The following is a 22,353-nucleotide window of genomic DNA, read 5'->3' on the forward strand; positions in this document are numbered from 1 at the left end:
TGGACATGACCGCTGAAACAATTCTCCTCAGTCTGCATCTTTCCGCGCCGGAGCTCATCCTCGCGGTCGGCGCCCTTGTCCTGTTGATGGTCGGCGTCTTCACAGGCGAGCGGTCGGGCCTTGTCGTCACCGGCCTCGCCATCGTCCTGCTCCTGGCCTCGGGCCTGTGGCTGCTCTTCGTGCCCGCAGAAGGCCTTGCTTATGGCGGCGTCTACATGGCCGACGGCTTCTCCCGCTTCATGAAGCTGGTGGCGCTGATCGGTTCGCTGGTGGCTCTGTTCATGACGATCGGTCACGCCCGCGAAAACCAGCTCGACAAATTCGAGTTCCCGGTCCTGCTGGTGCTTGCGACCCTCGGCATCCTGCTGATGATCTCGGCCAACGACCTGATCTCGCTCTATCTGGCGCTGGAACTGCAGTCGCTGGCGCTCTATGTCGTCGCCGCGATCAACCGTGACAGCCTGAAGTCGACCGAAGCAGGGCTGAAATATTTCGTCCTCGGCGCGCTGTCCTCCGGCATGCTGCTCTACGGCATGTCGCTGGTCTATGGCTTCACCGGCCACACCCACTTCTCCGAGATCGCCCAGGCGCTGTCGGTCGAGGGTGCGCGTTCGCTCGGCCTCATCTTCGGCCTGGTCTTCATCCTCGCCGGCATCGCCTTCAAGATTTCGGCCGTTCCCTTCCACATGTGGACGCCCGACGTGTATGAAGGCGCGCCGACGCCGGTGACCGCCTTCCTTGCCGCAGCCCCCAAGGTTGCCGCCATGGCGATGATGACCCGTATCGTCATCACGGCCTTCCAGCCGGTTCTGGCGGACTGGCAGCAGGTCGTCGTCTTCATCTCGATCGCCTCGATGCTGCTCGGCTCGTTTGCCGCCATCGGCCAGAAGAACATCAAGCGACTGATGGCCTATTCCTCGATCGGTCACATGGGTTATGCGCTGGTCGGCCTTGCCGCCGGCAATCAGACCGGCGTCACCGGCGTCATGCTTTACATGGTCATCTATATGGTCATGACGCTCGGCACCTTCGCGATCATCATGTCGATGCGCCGCAAGGACGGCACCGTCGTCGAGAATGTCGACGATCTCGCCGGCCTTTCCACAACGAACCCGTTCATGGCCGCGGTGCTGACGGCGCTGATGTTCTCGCTCGCTGGCATCCCGCCGCTCGCCGGCTTCTTCGCCAAGTACTTCGTCTTCGTCGCCGCCATCGAAGCCAAGCTCTATGCGCTTGCCATCATCGGCGTTCTCGCCTCGGTCGTCGGCGCTTACTACTATCTGCGGGTCATCAAGCTGATGTGGTTCGATGAAGCGACCGGCGAATTCGCCCGCGTCTCCGGTGCGCTGCGTCTGGTCTTCGGTCTCTCTGGCCTGTTCGTCACCGTCTATGTCCTCATCGGCGGTCCGATCGGCGGTGCGGCAGAGCTTGCCGCCGCGACGCTCTTTTGATGGCTCCCGACGGGCGGCGCCGGATATCGCTCGGCGATTTCAGGCACGAGGCTCTGTCGGAGACATCGTCCACCAACAGCGAATGCCTTGCCCGGGCCCGGGCGGGCGACGGCGGTAATCTCTGGGTGACCGCCGAAAGGCAGACCGGCGGCCGCGGCCGCCGCGGCAGGCTCTGGGTTTCCGAACGCGGCAATCTCTACGCTTCGCTTCTGCTGATCGACCCGGCGCCGATGGAGCGCCTGAGTTCCCTGCCGCTGGCCGTTGCCGTTGCCGTACACCAGGCGATCCGCATGGTACTGCCTCCGGGCGCCGAGCCGCTCGAGGTCAAATGGCCGAACGATATTCTTATCGGCCGAAAGAAGACCTGCGGCATCCTCGTCGAAGGCGAGAGGCTGCCGGACGGCCGTTACGCGCTGATTGTCGGCATCGGCATCAATGTCTCGGTGATGCCGGATAATCCGCTCTACCCCGTCACCTGCCTGCGTCAGCAGGGAAGTGCGGCCTCTCCGGAGGAACTCTTCGCCCATCTCTTCGCCGCAATGGCTGAAGTGCTTGATCTATGGGACGAGGGCCGCGGCATCGGCGAGATCATGGCGCTCTGGCGCGCCATCGCCTGCGGCATCGGCGAAAAGATTACGGTGAATTTGCCGGACCGATCGATTTCCGGACAATTCGCCGGAATTGATGATAATGGCTTGTTGATGCTCGATACCGGCGCTGGCAGGATAGTGCCCATTGCCGCCGGTGATGTGTTTTTTGGATAGCGGAACAAACGAAAATTATGGCGAAACAGGACGAACTGGTATTCCTGCCTCTGGGCGGCGTTGGCGAGATTGGCATGAATCTCGCTCTTTATGGCTACGGCCCGCCCGAGCACCGCCAGTGGATCATGGTCGATTGCGGCGTCACCTTTCCCGGCCCCGACCTGCCGGGCGTCGACCTCGTGCTGCCCGATATCCGCTTCCTTGCCAGCGAGCGCAAGAACCTCAAGGCGATCATCATCACCCACGCGCATGAAGACCATTACGGCGCGCTGGCCGATCTCTGGCCCGGCCTCAATGTGCCGGTCTTTGCGTCGGGCTTTACTGCAGGTCTGCTCGAAGCCAAGCGCAATTTCGAGAAGGCGACGATCGGCGAAGTGCCGGTGACGCCGTTCAAGGCGGGCGATACGATCAATGTCGGCCCCTTCAGCATCGAAGGCGTGGCCGTCAACCATTCGATCCCCGAACCGATGTCGCTCATGATCCGCACGCCGGTCGGCAATGTCATCCATACCGGCGACTGGAAGATCGACCACGAGCCTTCGCTCGGGCCGCTGACCGACGAGACACGTTTCCGCCAGCTCGGCGACGAGGGCGTGCTGGCGCTGATGTGCGATTCCACCAATGCGCTGCGCGACGGTGTTTCGCCCTCCGAGAAGGATGTGTCCGAAAGCCTGCGCAAGATCATCGAGAATGCCGAGGGCAGGGTGGCGATCACCACCTTCTCGTCGAATGTCGGGCGCATCCGTACCGTTGCCGAGGCCGCCGAGGCGGCCGGCCGCGAAGTGCTGCTGCTCGGCAGCTCGCTGAAGCGCGTCGTCGATGTCGCCCAGGATATCGGCCTGATGGAAGGCGTGAAGCCCTTCATCTCCGAGGAGGAATACGGCTATATCCCGCGCGACAAGGTCGTCGTCATCCTGACCGGCAGCCAGGGCGAGGCACGGGCAGCCCTTGCCAAGCTCTCCCGCGACGAGATGCGCAATGTGGCCTTTGCGGCAGGCGATATCGTCGTCTTTTCCTCGCGCGCCATTCCCGGTAACGAGAAGGCGATCCAGGATATCAAGAACGGCCTCGTCGAGCAGGGCGTGCACATCATCACCGATACCGAGGCGCTGGTCCATGTGTCCGGCCATCCCCGCCGCAACGAGTTGCAGCGGATGTATGAGTGGACGCGGCCGAAGATCGTCGTGCCGGTGCATGGCGAGGCGACGCATCTGACGGCGCACAAGGAATTGGCCGAGCAATCCGGGATCGCGATCGTGCCGCGCGTGCGCAACGGCGATATCCTGCGACTGGCGCCCGGTCCCGTCGAGGTGATTGGCGAAGCGCCGCATGGCCGCATCTATAAGGACGGCACGCTGATCGGCGATTTCGACGAGATGGGCATCGGCGAGCGCAAGAAGCTCTCCTATGTCGGCCATGTCGCCGTCAACGTCGTGCTCGACGCCCGCTATGACATCGTCGGCGATCCCGATCTCGTGTCGATCGGCCTGCCGGTCTATGACGACGAGGGCGAGGAGATGGAAGATACGCTGTTCGACGCGGCGGTCAGCGCCATCGAAAGCATTCCGCGCGCCCGCCGCAAGGATATCGACATGCTGCAGGAGGCCGTGCGCCGCGCCATCCGCTCGGCCGCCAATCACGCCTGGGGTAAGAAGCCCGTCGTCACCGCCTTCGTCACCAAGGTCTGATCATGCTCGGCCGGGTCAACCATATCGCCATCGCCGTTCCCGATCTGGCAGTGGCGACGGCCGCCTATCGCGACACGCTGGGGGCTGCGGTATCGCAGCCGCAGGCTCTGCCGGAGCACGGCGTCACCGTCGTCTTCGTCGAACTGCCGAACACCAAGGTCGAATTGTTGCAGCCGCTGGGTGAAGCTTCGCCGATCGCAGCCTTCCTCGAAAAGAACCCGTCCGGCGGCATGCACCACATCTGCTACGAAGTGGACGATATTCTTCTCGCCCGTGACCGGCTGGTCGAGGCGGGTGCCAGAGTGCTCGGCGATATCAAGCCGAAGACCGGCGCGCATGGCAAGCCGGTGCTCTTTCTGCATCCCAAGGATTTCTTTGGCACGCTGATCGAACTTGAACAGGCCTGACCCCCGCTGCGGCAGAGTGACCCGAAGGCGACTAAACGCTTCGCTCGCTTTGAGTTGGTCGCCATTCCGCCGTATAAGGACGCGATATCAGCGCGACATCAACGGGACCGATAATGCTCGAGATCTTTCTTCAGGGATTTGCCGTCTACTTCATCATCTGGTGGATGACGCTTTTCGCCGTTCTGCCGATCGGCCTGCGCACCCAGGCGGAAGACAATGATGTCGTGCTCGGCACCGTTCCGAGTGCGCCCGCCCGGTTTCGCGCCGCTTTCGTCTTTTCGCTGACGACGCTGATTTCGGCTGTGATCTACGGCCTCTGGTACGTTTGCGACACCTATTTCGGTTGGGGCTTCGACGCCCTGCCGCAACTCGGTCCCAGCTTCTATTGAAGCGTGGCTTTTGCTCAAACTTTGAGCATATGCAAATCTATGGAAAAGCGAATTTCGTCATACCGGCGTCATGCTGTTGCGGCACAGAGCTGACGTAACGGAATGAGGTTCATCCCCTACGGAAGCTGCGGGTTTCGTGGATGAGGTGAAAAGCCGAAAAGCCAAAAAAAAACAAGGCTAGAAGCCTTGTTTTAAGTATCGCGTGATCTGTAACCGTTGCCGGGGCTGCGACGAGCGCGCCTAAGATCTGATCCTCCCAAGACTTGACCGCGAATTCGGCAAGAATTTATCCTTCCTGCCTGTTTTGTGAGCTAAAGCTAGCTCAAACATTGGGCTTTGTCATCAGCTTTTTTTGCATTTTTGCTACACTCTAGCAAAATTTTTCTGTTGACAAGATTTTCGTTCAAGTCCTTATAAACACGCGCTTTTTCTGGCCCGTTCATTTTGCGGGTGCGAACATGCGCTTCCGGGAGGTTGCCAACATCCGTTGCGGGTTTCCTTCCTGCCGCGAAGCGGCTATGAACGCTCCCACGTCAACAATTGCCTTCGATTCCGCTTGCTGCGGGATCTCAACTGCTCCGGAATCCGCCATGCGTCTGTCCCGCTTTTTCATGCCCATCCTCAAGGAAAATCCCAAGGAGGCGGAAATCGTCTCCCACCGGCTGATGCTGCGCGCCGGCATGATCCGTCAGCAGTCGCAGGGCATCTATTCCTGGCTGCCGCTCGGCAAGCGCGTGCTCGACAAGGTCAACGCCATTATCCGCGACGAGCAGAACCGCGCGGGCGCCATCGAGCTGTCGATGCCGACGCTGCAATCGGCCGAACTCTGGCAGGAAAGCGGCCGCTATGACGCCTACGGCAAGGAGATGCTGCGCATCAAGGACCGCCAGGATCGGCCGATGCTTTACGGCCCCACCAACGAGGAGATGGTAACGGATATTTTCCGCTCTTCCGTCAAATCCTACAAGGACCTGCCGCTCAATCTCTATCACATCCAGCTGAAATTCCGCGACGAGATCCGTCCGCGCTTCGGCACCATGCGCTCGCGCGAATTCATGATGAAGGACGCCTATTCCTTCGATCTGACGCGCGAAGGGGCGGAGCATTCCTACAACAAGATGTTCGCCGCCTATCTCAGAACCTTCGATCGGTTGGGCCTGCGCGCCATTCCGATGCGCGCCGACACCGGCCCGATCGGCGGCAATCTCAGCCATGAGTTCATCATCCTCGCCGATACCGGCGAATCCGAAGTCTTTTGCCACAAGGACTTCGTCGGCTTCGATATTCCCGGCGAACACATCGATTTCGACAGCGTCGAGGGCCTGCAGGCGATCTTCGACAAGTGGACCTCGCTCTATGCGGCGACCTCGGAAATGCACGATGAGGCGGCTTTCAACGCCGTTCCCGAAGGCGACCGGCTTTCGGCGCGTGGTATCGAGGTCGGCCACATCTTCTATTTCGGCACCAGATATTCCGAGCCGATGGGCGCAAAAGTGCAGGGACCGGACGGCAAGGAGCACTTCGTCCACATGGGTTCCTACGGTATCGGGCCGACACGCCTTGTTCCCGCCATCATCGAAGCATCGCATGACGACAATGGAATCATCTGGCCGGCATCGGTCGCGCCCTTCGATGTCGTGGTGATCAACATGAAGGCGGGCGATCAGGCCTGCGACGATACCTGCGAGCTGATCTATGCCGCGCTGAGCAAGGCCGGCAAGGATGTGCTCTACGACGATACCGACGATCGGGCCGGCACGAAATTCGCGACCGCCGACCTGATCGGCGTGCCCGTCCAGATCATCGCCGGCCCGCGCGCGGTCGCCAACGGCGAAGTTGAAGTGAAGGACCGCAAGACCGGCGCCCGCGAAACGATGACCATCGAAGCGGCGATCAACCGGTTCGTGGCTTAAGGAAACGGAGGCGAAATGGCAGAGGCAGCAGTGGACCGGAGTTCAAAATCCGGCTTGGGTCCGGCTGGCAAGCCATTTTCCACCTTCGAACGCCTCGTGGCGTGGCGTTATCTGCGCGCCCGCCGCAAGGAGGCCTTCATCTCGGTGATCGCCGGCTTCTCCTTCGTCGGCATCATGCTGGGCGTTGCGACGTTGATCATCGTCATGGCCGTTATGAACGGCTTCCGCACCGAGCTCGTTTCGCGCATTCTCGGCATTAACGGCCACATGATCGTCCAGCCGGTCGACGGCCCCTTCACCGATTATCCCGCTCTCAGCGGCAAGCTCGCCGCCGTACCCGGCGTCAAGATGGCGCTGCCCTTGGTGGAGGGCCAGGTGCTCGCTTCCGCCCAGGCCGGCGGCAGCACCGGCGCGCTGGTGCGCGGCGCCCGCGCCGACGACCTGACCAAGCTCAAGACGATCTCCGACAACATCAAATCCGGCGATATGGTAGGCTATGCCTCCGGCGACGGTGTGCTGATCGGCACCCGCATGGCCGACCAGCTCGGTCTGCGCGTCGGCGATCTCATTACGCTGACGTCGCCAGATGGTGACATCACGCCGATGGGCGTCAGCCCGCGCATCAAGTCCTACAAGATCTCAGGCCTCTTCGAGATCGGCATGTCGGAATATGACTCCTCGATCATCTTCATGCCGCTCGAGGAAGCGCAGCTCTATTTCAACGCCGAGGGGCTGGTGCAGTCGATCGAGCTCTTCGTCGACAATCCGGACGATATCGACGATCTCAGGCCCAAGGTGGAGGAGGCGGCCGGCCGCCAGATCGCCATTACCGACTGGCGCCAGCGCAACCAGACCTTCTTCTCCGCACTCCAGGTCGAGCGCAACGTCATGTTCATGATCTTGACGCTGATCGTGCTTGTCGCGGCGCTGAATATCATTTCCGGCCTCATCATGCTGGTGAAGGACAAGGGCAGCGATATCGCCATTCTGCGCACCATGGGCGCCACCGCCGGTGCGATCATGCGCATCTTCTTCATGACCGGGGCAGCGATCGGCATCGTCGGCACTATTGCCGGCGTTCTGCTCGGCGTTCTCGTCTGCGTCAACATCGAATCTGTCCGCCAGTTCTTCTCCTGGATATCAGGCACCGTACTCTTCAATCCGCAGGTCTATTTCCTCAGCCAGCTGCCGGCCGAAATGGATCTCAGCGAAACGATCTCGATCGTCGTCATGGCGCTGACGCTGTCCTTCATTGCGACCATTTTCCCCGCCTGGCGTGCCTCAAAGCTCGATCCGGTGCAGGCCCTGCGCTACGAATAAGGAATGCCGCCTTCATGAAACGCAACGTCGTTCTCAAGCTTACCGGCGTCGAGCGCCATTACGGGCAGGGCGATACGCTGCTCCCGATCCTGAAGGGCGCAGATTTTTCGATATCGAAAGGCGAAATCGTCGCTCTCGTCGCCCCTTCCGGCACCGGCAAATCGACGCTGCTGCATGTCGCCGGCCTCCTGGAGCATCCGGACGGCGGTGAAGTCAACATCAATGGCCATGCCTGTGACGGCCTGAGCGACGATAAACGTACCGCGATCCGCCGCAGCGAAATCGGGTTCGTCTACCAGTTCCACCACCTGCTGCCGGAATTCTCGGCGCTCGAAAACATCATGATGCCGCAGCTGATCGCCGGGCTTTCCTGGAAGGAAGCCGGAGAGCGGGCCGCCCAGCTTCTCGATTATATGCGCATCGGCCATCGTGGTTCGCACCGCCCGGGCGAGCTTTCCGGAGGCGAGCAGCAGCGCGTTGCGATCGCCCGCGCCGTCGCCAATGCGCCGACCCTGCTTCTTGCCGATGAGCCGACCGGCAATCTCGACCCGGAAACGGCAAGCTACGTCTTCGACGCGCTGGAAGCGCTGGTGCGCCAGTCCGGCCTTGCCGCCCTGATCGCCACCCACAATCACGAGCTTGCCCGCCGCATGGATCGGCGCGTCACGATCTCGGACGGCAAGATCGTTGATTTCTGAGGCTGTGCTCAGGGGATGACCAGCCCGCCGCGATAATCGAGCGCATAGGCCTTCTGGCCGTCGACCATGATGCATTCATGGCCGGTGAACCGCGCACAGCCGCCTTCGCTGCTATCGATATAGCGGCCGAACGGATGATCGAATTCCATGCCGTCCAGAAACCGGCCCTCTCGATACATCGCCGAAAGTGCAGCCTTGATCACCGCTCCGGCTGCTGTGCCGTCGATGAGCTCAGGCGCAATGACGCAGCCGAAATAATTCATCGCCCAGGCGGGCTCTCCGGCAAACCACACCACTTCCTGCCCGGCGAAATCGGTGCCGCCGAAATAGCTGTCGAGATAGCGCCAGTCACCGCGTTCGTAACCGATATCGTGGGAACCCGGCCGGCACGGCGCGCGCGGCACGCCGCCCCCGACATAGGTCGCAGCCTTCGCCTCCACGATGAATTCATTCAGCATCGCAATGTCGAGCATGTCGTTCTCCCTTCGGCCCGATGCTGGCAAATAGGTCGCGACATGTAAAGAACAAAAAGAGAACTTCTGGTGGAGTAAGCGCATCACTTTGAGGGGAAGGCGGCCGCCCGAACACGATGTCTGGTCTGTGGGGGCGGGGCAAGGGCATGGCGGCCCCAGATCACAACAAGTGCCAGTTCGTGCGATTCGCCGCGCGCATCCGGGATTTTCCACACGCAAGAAAGAAGGAAAAGATTCCTGTTGACAACGGAACATACATGGAACAAATTGAAAACATAACGAGTAAAGGAGAGCCCGATGACTGACATGATCCGTGATATCGCAGCATTTACCTCCATCGCAATGTTCGTTGCCAGCTTCTCGCTCATCGTGATGGCGATCTAAAGTTTTCAGGGGACCGCATGGCAATCATGCGGTCCGGAGGCGGGACTTCTTCTGGACATCATCGCCCTCTATGCCGACAATGCGTCCGATTCATTCGGGTGATTGGGAAGGCATGTCATGGCGGATACGGCAAAGGGTTCAACGGGTGAGGCGACCGGCGGCACGCCGGGTTTCATCCACCTGAGGGTCCATTCCGCCTATTCGCTTCTCGAGGGCGCTCTGCCGCTGAAGAAGATCCTCTACAAGGCGACCGGCGACAGCCAGCCGGCGATTGCGATCACCGACACCAACAATCTGTTCGTCGCCCTCGAATTCTCCCAGAAGGCGATGGACGAGGGCCTGCAGCCGATCATCGGCTGTCAGGTCTCGATCGACATGGGAGATGGGTTGGAAACGGAAAAGCGCGGCGGCCAGCAAGCCCTGGTCAAGCTGCCGTCGATCGTTCTTCTCGCCGCGACCGATGCCGGCTACGAACGGCTCGTCGATCTCGTCAGCCGGGCCTATCTCGGCGGCGAAAGCAACCAGGCCGTTCATATCAAAGCCTCCTGGTTGGAAGAGGCCGGCACGGAAGGGCTGATCGCATTGACCGGCGCCCCGACCGGCCCGGTCGACATGGCGATCAGGGAAGGACATCCCGCCCAGGCGGAGGCCCGACTGCTCTTGCTGAAGCGTCTCTTCGGCGACAGGCTCTATGTCGAGCTGCAGCGCCACGGCACCTACGACAAGCGGCACGAGCAGAAGATTGTCGGGCTTGCCTATGCCCACGACCTGCCGCTGGTTGCGACCAACGAGGCCTTCTTTCCGACGCGCGACGATTACGACGCCCATGATGCGCTGATGGCGGTCGCGCACAACGCCATCGTCTCCGACGACAGCCGCTTTCGCCTGACGCCCGATCACTATCTGAAGAGCCGGGCCGAGATGGCCAAGCTCTTCGCAGACCTGCCGGAAGCGCTGGAAAATACCATCGAGATCGCCAGGCGCTGCTCCTTCGTGCTGAAGACCAGAAAGCCGATCCTGCCGCGCTTCACCGGTGCGACCGACGATGCCGAGGAGGCCGAACGCGCCGAGGCGAGCGAGCTGCGCCGCCAGGCGGTCGAAGGGCTGGACATGCGGCTGGCCACGCTCGGCATGTCGCCGGGTTACGAGGAGAAGGATTATCGCGAGCGGCTGGATTTCGAGCTCAGCGTTATCGAACGCATGCGGTTTCCCGGCTACTTCCTGATCGTTGCCGACTTCATCAAATGGGCCAAGCAGCATGACATTCCCGTCGGTCCCGGCCGCGGCTCGGGCGCCGGTTCGCTGGTCGCCTATGCCTTGACGATCACCGACGTCGATCCCTTGCGTTTTTCGCTGCTCTTCGAGCGCTTCCTCAATCCCGAACGCGTCTCGATGCCGGACTTCGACATCGACTTCTGCCAGGACCGCCGCGAAGAGGTGATCCGCTACGTCCAGGCCAAGTATGGCCGCGAGCAGGTGGCGCAGATCATCACCTTCGGTTCGCTGCAGGCGCGCGCCGCCCTTCGCGACGTCGGCCGCGTGCTGGAAATGCCTTACGGCCAGGTCGACAAGATCTGCAAACTGGTGCCGAACAACCCGGCCAATCCGACCCCGCTGTCCAAAGCGATCGAAGAGGAGCCGAAGCTGCAGGAGGAGGCGGCTAAGGAACCGGTTGTCGCGCGCCTGCTCGATATCGCCCAGAAGATCGAGGGACTTTACCGCCACGCCTCGACCCATGCCGCCGGCATCGTCATCGGCGACCGCCCGCTTTCCAAGCTGGTGCCGATGTATCGCGATCCGCGCTCCGATATGCCGGTCACCCAGTTCAACATGAAATGGGTCGAGCAGGCCGGCCTGGTCAAGTTCGACTTCCTCGGTCTGAAGACGCTGACGGTGCTGAAGGTCGCTGTCGATTTCGTCGCCAAGCTCGGCATCAAGGTCGATCTCGCGGCCATTCCTCTCGACGACAAGAAGACCTACGAGATGCTGTCGCGCGGTGAAACGGTCGGCGTGTTCCAGGTGGAAAGTGCCGGCATGCGCAAGGCGCTGATCGGCATGAAGCCGGACTGCATCGAGGACATCATCGCGCTGGTGGCGCTCTATCGTCCGGGCCCGATGGAGAACATCCCGACCTACAATGCCCGCAAGCACGGTGACGAAGAGCTGGAATCGATCCATCCGATGATCGACCACCTGCTCAAGGAAACGCAAGGCGTCATCGTCTACCAGGAGCAGGTGATGCAGATCGCCCAGGTCCTGTCCGGTTATTCGCTGGGTGAAGCCGACCTTCTGCGCCGCGCCATGGGCAAGAAGATCAAGGCCGAGATGGACCAGCAGCGCGAGCGCTTCGTCGTCGGCGCCGTCAAGAACGGCGTGTCGAAGCCGCAGGCCGACAATATCTTCGAACTGTTGGCGAAGTTCGCCAATTACGGCTTCAACAAGTCGCATGCCGCCGCCTACGCCATCGTCTCCTACCAGACGGCCTACATGAAGGCGCATTATCCGGTCGAATTCCTCGCCGCCTCGATGACGCTCGACATGTCCAACACGGAAAAGGTCAATGACTTCCGCCAGGATGCCAAGCGCCTCGGCATCGAGGTGATCGCACCCTCGGTGCAGACCTCCTTCCGCCATTTCGAAACCGGCGACAACCGCATCTACTACGCGCTCGCCGCCCTCAAGGGCGTCGGCGAATCCGCCGTCGACCATATGGTCGAGGTGCGTGGCGACAAGTCCTTTGCCAGCATCGAGGATTTCTGCCTGCGCATCGATCCGCGCCAGGTCAATCGGCGCGTGCTCGAAAGCCTGATCTATGCCGGCGCCTTCGATTGTTTCGATATGGACCGCGCCCAGCTAGCCGCCGGCCTCGACCGCGTCCTCGGTTATGCCCAGCGTGCCCAGGAGAACAAGCTGAGCGGCCAGTCGGACATTTTCGGCAGCACGCTGACCTCGGGACCTGAGAAAATCTCCCTGCCGCCGTTCTCGCCCTGGCTCCCCTCGGAGCGGCTGCTGAAGGAATTCCAGGTGCTGGGCTTCTATCTCACGGCCCACCCGCTCGATTCCTACAACAACATCCTGCAGAAGATGCGGGTGCAGACCTTTGCCGAATTTTCCCAAGCGATCAAACAGGGCGCGGCCAATGCCCGGCTTGCCGGCACCGTCATCTCCAAGCAGGAGCGCAAGACCCGCACCGGCAACAAGATGGGCATCATCGTCTTTTCGGATTCTTCCGGCCAGTTCGAAGCGGTGCTGTTTTCGGAAATGCTGAACCAGTATCGCGACGTGCTGGAATCGGGAAAATCCTTCGTGCTGACGGCCACCGGCGAGGAGCGGCCGGAGGGCATCGGCCTGCGCATCCAGACGATCCAGTCGCTGGAGGAAAAGTCGCTGCAGATGCAGAAGGCGCTGCGCGTCTATGTCAGAGATTCCGGGCCGCTCAGGATGGTGGCCGGCCATCTGAACGCCAAGGGCGACGGCCTCGTTTCCTTCATCGTCATCAAGGAGGAGGGCAAACGCGAGGTGGAAGTGGCGCTGCCGGAGAAATACCGCATCACCCCGGAGATCGCCGCCGCCCTTCGCGCCGCCCCCGGTGTCGTCGACGTCGAGCTTGTTTGATCAGCCCCGCGTCACCCGCGGGTGATCGTGATGAAATCCGTGCCTTCGCCGGTCTCCCGGCCGAGGCCGGTATCGGAGATCGTCAGCGTCGAGCCGGGCGCGATCAGCGCATCGATCCTGCGGCGGGTCTCGTCGGGGATCGTGATGCGGCTGAGTGAACGGGCGATCGGCTTGCCCGTGACGATCGAGCTTTCCTGATTGGTGATGCCGAGCCGCTTCATCGTCTCGCGGGAGAGATTGTTCTCGAGCGTGATGCCGAGCCAGTCCGCCGTACCGGCCTTTTCATCGACCGCGTGCAGCGTGAAGAAATGTGTGCCGAGCGCCAAGCCCGGATCGGCGATCGTCACCGGCGCTTCGAAGATCGGCTTGAAGGCCTGCCGCACCATGATGACACCATTCGGCGGCGCACCCTTGCCGGTTGCGGCATAGACTTCCTTGAGGAGCGTGTCGGAGACCAGGCTCCTGTCGCCGGCAAATTCCGCCGGCCGCAGCGCCCTGAAATCCTTGATCGCCTGCACGGTCGACGGGCCGAGCAAGCCGTCCGGATCGCCGGCGGAAAAGCCGAGCTGGTTGAGCAGGGTCTGGATGTCGATCACCGTCTCGCGCAGCGTCCGGCGCGTGATCAGCATGCTGATCGGCTCGGACGGCGGTTCGGGTTCGGGTGTTGCGGCCGGCTGTATTGCCGGCATCGGCATCGCAGCCGTGTCGTTCATTGCCACCTGCACTGGTATCCCGGGGCTGTCGGGCATGGAGGGCCGCAGCTCCACATCCGAAAGCAGCGGCATGGCCGCCGGTGCGTCGGGATGGAAAAGGGTCGGGTGGTCGATCGGCTGCGGCACGACTTCGCCGTCGCTGATGATGACGGGAACACCGGGGTCGGTCATGCCATAAAGCATTTTGGCGAAGGCGCCGGGCATACGCACGCAGCCATGCGAGGCTGGATAACGCGGCACCGAATTCGATTCATGCAGCGCGATGCCGGACCAGGTCAGCCGTTGCATGAACGGCATCGGGGCGTTGGAATAGAGATTGGATTCGTGGTATTTCTGCTTCTCGAGCACCGAGAAGATGCCGCTCGGCGTCGTGTGGCCGTCCTTGCCGGTCGAGACTTTCGAGGTCGCGACGACCTCGGTGCCATCATAGACCGCAAGCGACTGCTTGTCCTTCGAGACGATGATCTGCAGCGTGCGCGCATCCACAGCAAGGGCAGGGTGCACGAGTGCGGTGGCCGACAGCAAGCCGAGGCCGAAGACGAGACGCGAGAACATGATACCCAACCATACGCAATACTTGTCCGGCAGATTATGGGACGAAGTTTAAGGAAGATTTTATAGGCCGGGCTTGATGTTGCCCTCACGCGTTAGTGATCGCGTTTGCCGCCGCCGAACGTATAGCCGGTCTCGACCGTCTTCTTGCCGAACTTGTCGCGCAGCTTGTCCATCGCTGCTTCGGCGGCCGCTCGCCGGCCCGATTGCTGGTCGATGAGGTCGGGCGGATCTGCGCGGGCGGCGTCGCCGAGATCGGTGACGCCGATGCCGAGCAGTCGGAACTTCGTGCCGTCGGTCTCTTTTTCGAGAAGCTCGAGCCCAGTGCGGAAGATCTTGTCGGCAAGCTGGGTCGGGTCTTCCAGCTTGCGGTTGCGGGTGCGCGATTTGAAATCGGCGCTCTTCATCTTCAGCACCACTGTCTGGCCGGCAATGCCGCTTTTCTTCAGCCGCCAGGAGACCTTTTCGGAGAGGTTGCGCAGGATCGGCACCAGCTCCTCATGACGCGAGATGTCGTCGAAAAAGGTCGTCTCGGACGAAACGCTTTTGGCCGCATCGTTGAGATGCACCTCGCGGTCGTCGATGCCGCGCGACAGCCGTGCGAGCCGCTGGCCGATGCTGCCATAGCGGCGCATCAGGTCGTTCTCCTCCATCTGCTGCAACTGGCCGATGGTGCGGATGCCGTCCGCTTCCAGCGTCGCCGCAAAAGCCTTGCCGACGCCCCAGATCGTGGTGACCGGACGCGGCGCCAGGAATTCGACCGCTTCCTCACGGCCGATGACGGAAAAGCCGCGCGGCTTCTGCAGGTCGGAGGCGACCTTGGCGAGAAATTTGCAGTAGGAAAGCCCGACCGAAACGGTGATGCCGATTTCCTTTTCGACGCGGCGGGCGAATTTGGCGAGCGTGCGCGCCGGCGGATCGTGATGCAGCCTCTCGGTGCCGCCAAGCTCCAGAAAGGCCTCGTCGATCGACAGCGGCTGCACCAGCGGCGTCAGATCCTGCATCATGGTCCGCACCTGCCGCCCGACCCGGACATATTTTTCCATGTCGGGGCGGATGACGATCGCCTGCGGGCACGCCTCCAGCGCCTTGAACATCGGCATGGCCGACCGCACGCCGTGGATGCGGGCGATATAACAAGCGGTGGACACCACGCCGCGTTTGCCGCCGCCGATGATGACGGGCTTGTCGGCAAGTTCCGGATTGTCGCGTTTCTCCACCGCTGCGTAGAAAGCGTCGCAATCGATATGCGCAAGCGTCAATGCGTAGAGTTCACGATGGCGTACGAGACGGGGGCTGCCGCAGGAAACGCAACGGCGCGCCTCGCCCTTCTGCTCGGCAAGGCAGTCGCGACAAAAGCCGGGTGTCTTGTCAGGCGCAGGCGTCATGATGAGAACAAAGATTGAACGCCGGGACATTACGCCTTAAGCTTCCGAGTCACAAGAGACGCGGGAGCTTTGCCTTTGGATGACGACCTTCGTTTCGAGCCGGTCACCTCAGAGCGCTGGGACGACTTCGAAATCCTGTTCGGGCCGCAGGGTGCCTTCTATAACTGCTGGTGCGTTGCGCTGCGCCTGCCGCATGCGATCAGGACCGAGATGGCGCCCGACGAGCGCAAGGCGCATATCCGGGAGCGGATCAAGGCAGGCCCGCCGCCGGGCATTCTCTGTTATGCCGACGGCACGCCGGTCGCCTGGGTGCAGGTCGGGCCGCGTCATGACGTGCCACAGTTCAATTCGCCGCGCACCGTCTCGCGGCCGCTGGAGGAAGACGATGCGCATGATCCGTCCATCTGGGCCGTCAGTTGCTTTTTCCTGCTGCCCAAACTGCGCGGCAAGGGAATGAGCCATCGCCTGCTCGCCGCCGCGATTGATCATGCCCGGCGCCAGGGAGCGCGGCTGCTCGAAGCCTGCCCGATCGATCATGTGAAGCAGTCGAAATCCGTGACGCTCTGCATCGGTTCGACGGCGATCTTTGATGCCGCCGGTTTCGAAACGGTGGCGCGGCGCAAGGACGGCCGTCCGCTCATGCGGCTGGAACTGCGCGAGTGACCGCGCCGGACAGAAAATGCGCCTCGATGAGTTCGGCCACATGCGTCCAGTCCGTAGCGCGGGTAATGTCATCGGCGGCCGCCGGTGCGAAACGATGGACAGGTGAGTTCGGCATCAGATGAATGAGCAGGCAATCGGCGACGTGATCCCTGACGGAATGCAGATTGCGCGCCATATCATCGATGAAGACGACGGGAAGGGAGCGGCTGGCATGCAAGGCGTGAACGATCGGCCCCTTGGGCTGTTCGGTGGCAAGCAGCGGAAAAAGCAGGCCCATCCTGTCGAGCAGGCGACGGCGCTGGTCCTGGAACCGCGGCTGCATGGCCGTCAGGAAAAGCACATCGGCCTCTTCGGAAAGCCGGTCGAGCGTTTCGACGACGCGATCGAGCGGCGTCTGCCACTGCTCCTGCGCTTCGAAGAACTCCTCGATCAGCCGACTGACCTGCTGATCCTCGATCTCCGTGCCATCCGCCTGCGAGACGATGTTGCCGTGAAGCCGGAACGATCGCGGCAGAAACGCATGCCCCTGGCTCTCGAGGAAAAGCTGGAAGGGACCGATGAACTGCAGCACGACGTCGTCGACGTCGCAGACGATCAGCGGCCGTTCGCCGAGGCGAATATGCGAGATGTCGAATTCCCCGGAGGTCACGGTCAGTATTCTCCGGAATCGAGGCCCGGCGAAGAGAAATGCCGCCAGGCGGCGGTCACCGTCTCCGGGCTTATGCCGCTTGCCGCGCAGAAGGCCAAGGCCGTCGGTTCGTGGTTCATCAGGAAATCCATCATGCCGGCGAGAAATCCCGGATCGTTGACGGCGTTGCGCACCTGGCCGGGCGCCACACCCGTCAGGGCGAGAAAGCGGCCGAACATGTCGGGATCGCCGGCAAGCCAGCCGAGCACGGCAATCGCCGTCTCGTGCGGGTCGGCTGCCAGTTGTTTCGATGTCTTGAAGTTGCTTTGCATTTCGCGGGGTAAGTTACCTTTTCTTCAACCAAATACCGGTAGCGTGCGCTATCGGTTTCACGCAGCTTTTGTCCGCATGTGCCTTTCTCATGGGACGAACCGCTGCGCGAACGGACGTAGGGACAGCTTGTCATGCCCAAACAGGTGATGATTGTAGAAGATAACGAGCTCAACATGAAGCTCTTTCGCGACCTCATCGAGGCGTCCGGTTATACCACGATCCAGACCCGAAACGGCATGGAGGCGCTGGATCTGGCGCGCAAGCATCGCCCCGATCTCATCCTCATGGACATTCAGCTTCCCGAGGTCTCCGGCCTCGAAGTCACCAAATGGCTGAAGGAAGACGACGAGCTGCATGTGATTCCCGTCATCGCCGTCACGGCTTTCGCGATGAAGGGCGACGAGGAGCGGATCCGCCAGGGCGGCTGCGAGGCCTATGTTTCCAAGCCGATCTCGGTTCCAAAATTCATCGAGACGATCAAGACCTATCTGGGCGATGCTTGACGCATCGGAAAGACACTTATGACTGCGCGAATACTGGTGGTTGACGATATTCCGGCCAACGTGAAGCTGCTTGAGGCGCGGCTGCTCGCGGAGTATTTCGACGTGATGACCGCAGCCGACGGCTACACGGCGCTGGCGATCTGCGAGCGCAACCAGGTCGATCTCATCCTGCTCGACATCATGATGCCCGGCATAGACGGTTTCGAGGTCTGCGAACGGCTGAAGGCGAGCCAGAAGACAGCCCATATTCCAGTCGTCATGGTCACCGCGCTCGACCAGCCGGCCGATCGCGTGCGCGGCCTGAAGGCTGGCGCCGATGATTTCCTCACCAAGCCGGTCAACGATCTGCAGCTGATCTCTCGGGTGAAGAGCCTGCTGCGGCTGAAGACGTTGAGCGACGAGCTGCGCATCCGCTCCGATACCGCCCATACGATGGGCATCGACGACCTCGCGCGGGCAGGCGAGGGCCGCGCCGATGAGACCGCTCAAGTGTTGCTCGTTGACGGCCGCGCCAATTCGCAGGAGCGCCTCGTCAAGGCGCTGAAGCCGGTCGCCGACGTGCTTGCCCTTTCCGATCCGCAGGCTGCCCTCTTCGAGGCGGCCGAAAGCGCCTTCGATCTCGTCATCGTCAATGCCAATTTCGATGACTACGATCCGCTTCGCCTCTGCTCGCAGCTGCGCTCGCTGGAGCGCACGCGCTTCCTGCCGATTTTGATCATCACCGAGCAGGGCGCGGACGACATGGTGGTGCGCGCGCTCGATCTCGGCGTCAACGATTACATCATCCGCCCGGTCGATCCCAACGAGCTTGTTGCCCGCAGCCTGACGCAGATCCGCCGCAAGCGCTACAACGACCGCCTGCGCGCCAGCGTCAAGCAGACGATCGAGCTTGCCGTCACCGATCCGCTGACCGGCCTTTATAACCGGCGCTATCTCGACAACCATCTGAACGTACTCTTCAACCGTTCGATGGCCCGGGGCCGACCGCTTTCGGTGTTGATCACCGATATCGATCGCTTCAAGCAGGTAAACGACACCTACGGCCATGACGGCGGCGACGAAGTGCTGCGGGAATTCGCAAATCGCGTCCGTTCGACCATCCGTGGCGCCGATCTCGCCTGCCGCTACGGTGGCGAGGAATTCGTCGTCGTGATGCCCGACACCTCGCCGGAAATTGCCGCTACTGTAGCCGAGCGCCTGCGCGCGGCGATCGAAAGCGCTCCCTTCATGCTGAAACACGCCGGCCAAGCGCTGAACGTCACCGCTTCCTTCGGCATCGCCTCGCGGATTGCGGCGGTACTGACCCCGGACCAGCTGATGAAACAGGCGGATCTGGCCCTTTACGAGGCCAAGAATACCGGCCGCAACCGCGTGGTCGCCGCAGCCGCCTGACGAATCAGTTGCCGCCATAGGCACCATTTGCGGGTTTTCCACCGCTGTAAGCCAATCGTTACCGATTTTTAATCTTCGCTTATGCAATGCGGGGCGAAAATTTTGCAACTCAATAGCCCAAAAATGGACCATCGGCGTTGCTGCGGATATGTCGACCTGCGACAGTGTTGAGGATGTCTGGCCGCTGGCTCAAGATGAAATGGAGACTATAAAAAATGCCTGTCGCCGGAAGGGCCAAATAGACTGCGGCGACGTCACCTCACGTAAGGGGAGGGGAGGCGTAAGTTGTTAAGTTATATTGTCGAATTTCTTGGGATGGTCCAACTCTAGGCTTCAAGCCCAAGCAGAGCCGACAAATCTTTGTATGTCCCAAATCTGGACTTTTAACCATAGAATCAGGCTAACAAATTTCACCATTAAGAATTTGTTGATTTTCTTTCATTTCTGCGCAAATTATCGGCTCATAAGAGAAGCGCTCCCGTTGAGGAGTTGTCGATACCCCATGATGCTCAGGTCCGCCGCATCTCCTGGGTCGTGGGGTCGGTCGGCTAGTAGGCAAGTTATAGCGGTTCCTCGTGCCGTTTTGCATGCTGGCCGACCCCCTTTCACAAAAACGCCGTCACTTCCCGAAGATGGAAGGGCGGCGTTTTGTCTGTTTGCGCTATCATCTCGTCAAAGACGATCATCCGGACAATAAAAAACGCGCAACCCGAAAGCGCGCGCTTTTTTGAAATCCGTCAGCTCAAGCGATTACTTGATCTTGGTTTCCTTGAACTCGACATGCTTCTTAGCAATCGGGTCGTACTTCGTCTTCGTCATCTTGTCCGTCATCGTACGGCTGTTCTTCGTCGTGACGTAGAAGAAACCGGTGTCGGCTGTCGACAGCAGCTTGATCTTGATTGTTGTAGCCTTGGCCATGGTCGTCCTGCCTTTAAGAAAATGAAAGCCGTGGAAGCCGGATGGGCTCCACGGCAAATTCTGGCGCGAAACTACGAATCCAGCCCGAAAAGTCAAGTCCGTTTTCGAATGAACATCAGTCTGATGCCGGAAAGTAGGGCGTACAGGCCGAAGAAGGCGGCAATCGCCCAGGCAAAACCATTATTTCCAGCGACATCGATCGCCGCGCCGATCGCCTGCGGCCCGGCCACGGTTCCCATCGCATAACAGAAGACGAAGGCAGCATTGGCCGCCGCAAGGTCGGAACCCGTCAGCCGCGAGCCGAGATGGCTGAGTCCGACCGTATAGAGGCCGGAGACGCAGCCGCCCCAGAAAAGCAGGAGCCCGGCCATCAGCAGCCAGTTGTCGACCAGCAGCGGCAGCATCATCGAGCCGATGAACCCCATCAGCGCCATGGCAGCCAGAAGCGGCCGCTTGTCGCCGATGCGGTCGGAGAGCAGGCCGAGCGGGATCTGAAAGATGACGTTGCCGACACCCATCATGGTCAGCAGAAGTGCTGCCTGCGATTCGGTGAAATGGGCGCGCACGGCAAAGATCGGGAAAAGCGACAGCCCGCCCGCTTCGACCGCGCCGAAGATGAAGACCGCCGCCGTCGCCGTCGGCACCAGGAAGACGTAGCGCATGAAATGCAGCTCCGGTTTTTCCTCGAGCACCGGGCTTTCGTCGCGGGCGATGAAGATCGGGATGGCGGCAAGCAGGATGGCGGCGGCGCCGATCAGGAAGGGGAAGATGCCGTCGCTGCCGAGGATCGAAAAGAGCAGCGGCCCGGCCGCAAAGCCAAGGGAAAGCACCGTCGCGTAGATGCCGAGCACGAAGCCGCGCTTGGAAGGCGGCGAAGCGGCATTGATCCAGAATTCGGAGAGGATGAACAGCGTCGTCGTCGCGCCATGGAAGGCGAAACGCAGCGGAAACCACATCCAGAAATCCTCGGCGTAATAAAAACCGAGCGCGCTCAGCGCCGAAATCAGCACCGCCCAGAGCATCGTCGGCGCAACGCCGTATTTATGGGCAAGCTTGGTGGTGATTGGTGCGGCGGCCATCGCCGCAACCCCGGCCATCGCCGTGTTGAGCCCGATCAAGGTGGACGAGATGCCGCGTTTTTCGAGGATGATGCTGAGAAGCGGGAGTCCGAGGCCGATTGCTATGCCGACGGCTGATATGGACGAGATGGCTGCCACCAGAGAAGGCCAATGGATTTCCTCGACATCGCCCGGTGTGCCGTTTCTCGGCTGAGACATTTATCCATCCTTAGAAAGCTACGCGAGCGAACCGGCCTGTCACCTCGCATAGAAAGACACAGGCGTGCCAAACCCAGGTGACGGGCAGCGTTTCGCAGTATTTCCGATGTGAGTGACCACCTGCGGAATGTAAAGCCTGTTCAGACAAGAAAAGCGTACCATGTCAAGTCGTTGAGGATCGTCGGCTGCCGCGTTCGGGTGGTGGTCGGTGGAGCGCTGGCACTACACGTTAAATATGTCTGGAAGGTGAAGGCGCTAAAGTGCGTCGCGATCTTTCAGATTCGCGGCTCGCGCTTTTGCTCGACATGCTCTAATCCGGCCGGCCGGGGATGTCATAATCGTCCGCACCATCACTCTCCCCGCCGAAACCGTGCATGCGCAGCGCCCACTGCAGGCCGATGACGCCGCCCTTGATAGGCTGGATCGAGGCGAGCGCTGTGATGACGGTGATCGGCGCCCAGATGGCAAGGTGCACCCAGACCGGCAGCACGAAGGTCAGGTCGGTCAGCATATAGCCGCCGACCACGACGTGGCCAAGGACGAGAATGACGATATAGGGCGGCAGGTCGTCGGCGCGTTGGTGATGCATCGCCTCGCCGCAGGCCGCGCAATGATCGACCGGTTTCAGGAAGGCGCGAAAGAGCTTGCCGTTACCGCAGGCCGGGCAGCGGTTCATCAGCCCGCGCATGACCGAGCGCCCAACCGGACGCTCGACCTCGGGCGCATCTCCGTAGCGGACCGCCGGATCGGTCGGTGTGATCATCGCCTGTTCCTCTTTCGGACATAGAGCCCCGTGCGTCCTTTCGGACGCACAAAGAACGCTCTAACTCTTTCAATCCTTGCATCACGCTTTTCGAAAATCGATTCCGATTTTCGAGCCGGTG

At 61.2% G+C, this 22,353-nt stretch carries 20 protein-coding genes; 12 read left to right on the forward strand and 8 right to left on the reverse strand.

Features of this window, described 5'->3' with window-relative positions; all coding sequences use genetic code 11:
* Positions 1 to 5: 5 nt before the first annotated feature.
* From nuoN to NE851_RS18415, 8 genes are all read left to right on the forward strand, one after another.
* The gene (gene nuoN / locus NE851_RS18380) at positions 6 to 1,451 is read left to right on the forward strand and encodes an NADH-quinone oxidoreductase subunit NuoN (RefSeq protein ID WP_254961976.1); all 1,446 of its coding nucleotides are present in this window, start codon (positions 6 to 8) and stop codon (positions 1,449 to 1,451) included.
* Entirely contained in the window at positions 1,451 to 2,215 is a 765-nt protein-coding gene (locus NE851_RS18385) for a biotin--[acetyl-CoA-carboxylase] ligase (RefSeq protein ID WP_097623010.1), read from the forward strand. Before nuoN ends, NE851_RS18385 begins: the two co-directional genes overlap by 1 nt.
* Before the next feature lie 17 nt (positions 2,216 to 2,232).
* Positions 2,233 to 3,903 carry a ribonuclease J gene (locus NE851_RS18390; protein ID WP_097623009.1) on the forward strand — a complete coding sequence of 557 codons (1,671 nt, stop codon included), beginning with the start codon at positions 2,233 to 2,235 and terminating at the stop codon, positions 3,901 to 3,903.
* Positions 3,904 to 3,905: 2 nt separating this feature from the next.
* Positions 3,906 to 4,310 (forward strand): methylmalonyl-CoA epimerase, encoded by a 405-nt coding sequence (gene mce, locus NE851_RS18395; protein WP_097623008.1) that lies wholly within the window; start codon positions 3,906 to 3,908, stop codon positions 4,308 to 4,310.
* A gap of 113 nt (positions 4,311 to 4,423) precedes the next feature.
* Entirely contained in the window at positions 4,424 to 4,699 is a 276-nt protein-coding gene (locus NE851_RS18400) for a DUF1467 family protein (protein ID WP_047616533.1), read from the forward strand.
* A 590-nt stretch (positions 4,700 to 5,289) separates the two neighbouring features.
* A complete protein-coding gene (proS, locus tag NE851_RS18405) occupies positions 5,290 to 6,612 on the forward strand; it encodes a proline--tRNA ligase (RefSeq protein ID WP_097623007.1) in 1,323 nt (440 codons plus the stop codon).
* Positions 6,613 to 6,627: 15 nt separating this feature from the next.
* Positions 6,628 to 7,932 carry a lipoprotein-releasing ABC transporter permease subunit gene (locus NE851_RS18410; RefSeq protein ID WP_047616538.1) on the forward strand — a complete coding sequence of 435 codons (1,305 nt, stop codon included), beginning with the start codon at positions 6,628 to 6,630 and terminating at the stop codon, positions 7,930 to 7,932.
* Positions 7,933 to 7,946: 14 nt separating this feature from the next.
* Complete coding sequence (locus NE851_RS18415; protein WP_097543033.1) at positions 7,947 to 8,630, forward strand: ABC transporter ATP-binding protein; 684 nt, start codon at positions 7,947 to 7,949, stop codon at positions 8,628 to 8,630.
* Between the two features lie 8 nt (positions 8,631 to 8,638).
* Here NE851_RS18415 and NE851_RS18420 read toward each other — a convergent pair whose 3' ends face one another.
* Entirely contained in the window at positions 8,639 to 9,103 is a 465-nt protein-coding gene (locus NE851_RS18420) for a DUF5680 domain-containing protein (protein ID WP_063474312.1), read from the reverse strand.
* A 501-nt stretch (positions 9,104 to 9,604) separates the two neighbouring features.
* Here NE851_RS18420 and dnaE point away from each other — a divergent pair.
* Positions 9,605 to 13,102 carry a DNA polymerase III subunit alpha gene (gene dnaE, locus NE851_RS18425; RefSeq protein WP_097543034.1) on the forward strand — a complete coding sequence of 1,166 codons (3,498 nt, stop codon included), beginning with the start codon at positions 9,605 to 9,607 and terminating at the stop codon, positions 13,100 to 13,102.
* 11 nt (positions 13,103 to 13,113) lie between these two features.
* On the opposite strand, the gene NE851_RS18430 is transcribed toward dnaE, so the two are convergent.
* Both NE851_RS18430 and NE851_RS18435 read right to left on the reverse strand, forming a co-directional pair.
* Positions 13,114 to 14,370: a L,D-transpeptidase family protein gene (locus NE851_RS18430; protein WP_097543035.1), complete on the reverse strand. Its 1,257-nt coding sequence runs from the start codon at positions 14,368 to 14,370 to the stop codon at positions 13,114 to 13,116.
* A gap of 92 nt (positions 14,371 to 14,462) precedes the next feature.
* Positions 14,463 to 15,755, reverse strand: coding sequence for a DNA polymerase IV (locus tag NE851_RS18435; protein WP_063474338.1), 1,293 nt, complete (start codon positions 15,753 to 15,755; stop codon positions 14,463 to 14,465).
* A 75-nt stretch (positions 15,756 to 15,830) separates the two neighbouring features.
* Between NE851_RS18435 and NE851_RS18440 the strand changes: the two genes are divergently transcribed.
* On the forward strand, positions 15,831 to 16,418 hold the full coding sequence (locus tag NE851_RS18440; RefSeq protein ID WP_097543036.1) for a GNAT family N-acetyltransferase: 588 nt from the start codon (positions 15,831 to 15,833) through the stop codon (positions 16,416 to 16,418).
* Here the strand turns inward: NE851_RS18440 and NE851_RS18445 are convergent.
* Complete coding sequence (locus tag NE851_RS18445; protein ID WP_097543037.1) at positions 16,393 to 17,067, reverse strand: hypothetical protein; 675 nt, start codon at positions 17,065 to 17,067, stop codon at positions 16,393 to 16,395. The genes NE851_RS18440 and NE851_RS18445 overlap by 26 nt on opposite strands.
* A gap of 2 nt (positions 17,068 to 17,069) precedes the next feature.
* The gene (locus tag NE851_RS18450) at positions 17,070 to 17,378 is read right to left on the reverse strand and encodes a DUF3572 domain-containing protein (protein ID WP_047616556.1); all 309 of its coding nucleotides are present in this window, start codon (positions 17,376 to 17,378) and stop codon (positions 17,070 to 17,072) included.
* A gap of 132 nt (positions 17,379 to 17,510) precedes the next feature.
* Here NE851_RS18450 and NE851_RS18455 point away from each other — a divergent pair, with 132 nt between their 5' ends.
* Positions 17,511 to 17,882 (forward strand): response regulator, encoded by a 372-nt coding sequence (locus tag NE851_RS18455; RefSeq protein WP_003547430.1) that lies wholly within the window; start codon positions 17,511 to 17,513, stop codon positions 17,880 to 17,882.
* Between the two features lie 18 nt (positions 17,883 to 17,900).
* Entirely contained in the window at positions 17,901 to 19,274 is a 1,374-nt protein-coding gene (locus tag NE851_RS18460; protein WP_063474317.1) for a PleD family two-component system response regulator, read from the forward strand.
* 750 nt (positions 19,275 to 20,024) lie between these two features.
* Here the strand turns inward: NE851_RS18460 and rpmG are convergent.
* The 3 genes from rpmG to NE851_RS18475 all read right to left on the reverse strand — a co-directional run bounded on the left by rpmG (position 20,025) and on the right by NE851_RS18475 (position 22,232).
* Entirely contained in the window at positions 20,025 to 20,192 is a 168-nt protein-coding gene (gene rpmG / locus NE851_RS18465) for a 50S ribosomal protein L33 (RefSeq protein WP_003587245.1), read from the reverse strand.
* A 92-nt stretch (positions 20,193 to 20,284) separates the two neighbouring features.
* Positions 20,285 to 21,469 carry an MFS transporter gene (locus NE851_RS18470; protein WP_063474318.1) on the reverse strand — a complete coding sequence of 395 codons (1,185 nt, stop codon included), beginning with the start codon at positions 21,467 to 21,469 and terminating at the stop codon, positions 20,285 to 20,287.
* A gap of 310 nt (positions 21,470 to 21,779) precedes the next feature.
* Complete coding sequence (locus NE851_RS18475) at positions 21,780 to 22,232, reverse strand: DUF983 domain-containing protein (RefSeq protein ID WP_047616564.1); 453 nt, start codon at positions 22,230 to 22,232, stop codon at positions 21,780 to 21,782.
* Between the last annotated feature and the right edge of the window lie 121 nt (positions 22,233 to 22,353).

Origin of the sequence: Rhizobium anhuiense bv. trifolii, assembly GCF_024346605.1 — a bacterium.
Classification (GTDB): domain Bacteria; phylum Pseudomonadota; class Alphaproteobacteria; order Rhizobiales; family Rhizobiaceae; genus Rhizobium; species Rhizobium anhuiense.